Annotated in this window: 1 protein-coding gene and 1 pseudogene; one reads left to right on the top strand and one right to left on the bottom strand. The window is 68.7% G+C overall.

Features of this window, described 5'->3' with window-relative positions; translation table 11 throughout:
* Window positions 1-37 precede the first annotated feature (37 nt).
* Entirely contained in the window at window positions 38-910 is an 873-nt protein-coding gene (locus K789_RS24235; protein ID WP_024368434.1) for a PKD domain-containing protein, read from the top strand.
* A 104-nt stretch (window positions 911-1014) separates the two neighbouring features.
* Here the strand turns inward: K789_RS24235 and K789_RS25270 are convergent.
* Window positions 1015-1117: pseudogene (locus tag K789_RS25270) on the bottom strand (short-chain dehydrogenase); the annotation flags it as partial.

The following is a 1117-nucleotide window of genomic DNA, read 5'->3' on the forward strand; positions in this document are numbered from 1 at the left end:
GGGAGGGACCACTCCCCCGCCGCCGCCGGCAGCCCCGGTGGCCTCGTTCACCGCGACTCCGACGTCGGGCACCGCTCCCTTGGACGTGAGCTTCACTGACACGTCCACGGGTTCACCGACCTCCTGGGCCTGGGCGTTCGGGGACGGCGGGACCTCCACCGCCGAAAATCCCTCGTACACCTACTCCACCGCGGGCACCTACACCGCGACACTGACCGCCACCAACGCCGGAGGCTCGACGTCGGCCAGCAAGACCATCACGGTCAGCCCGGGCACCGCCCCGCCGCCATCGTCAGGGATCACCGTCGGCGCCTCCACCACGACGAACAACACCACGGCCACCACCACCGTCACGCTGAACAAACCTTCCGGAACGGCGGCGGGCGATGTCCTGGTCGCGTCATTCACCGCGGACAAGAACCCGACAGCCAGCACCCCGTCGGGCTGGACCCCGATCGTCAACACCCTCAACGTCGGCAGCGGCGCCCGGGTATTTGCGTACTACCGGGTCGTCGGTTCCTCTGACCCGGCCAGTTACAGCTGGACGCTGAGCACCGCGGTGAAATGGGGCGGCGGCGTCACCGCCTACCGGGGCGTCAACAACAGCACCCCGCTGGACAGCAGCGTTGTCACGGCCGCGAACACCACCTACACAGCGACCAGCATCACAGCCCCCAGCATCACCACGGCCAGCAACAACGCGATGCTGATCGGCGGCGTCGGCTTCGACAGCTCCTCACCGGCGGCAACACCCCCCACCGGCTGGACCGAACGCTGGGAAGCCGCCGATGCACAGATCGCTGAACAGGCCGACAAACTGCAGGCCACCGCGGGCGCCAGCGGCACAGCCACCTGGACATTCACCGCAAAAGCCGTCGCAGTCTGGCGGACAGCGCTGAAACCGGCCTGACCAGGCCACTCCAACGGGACCCCGCTGACAGGCAGCAGGGAGAAAGCAAGAGGACGACGGCGGGAGCTCCCGCCGTCGTCCTCTTTCGTCGTGCCGGTCTGCTGTTAGACGGCCGACCAGCCGCCGTCGGAGGCGAGGATCGCGCCGTTGACGTTGGTGCCGTCGTCGCTGAGCAGGAAGGTGATCGAGGCCGCCAGCTGCGCCGCC

The organism is Arthrobacter sp. TB 26 (assembly GCF_000427315.1).
Lineage (GTDB): Bacteria > Actinomycetota > Actinomycetes > Actinomycetales > Micrococcaceae > Arthrobacter.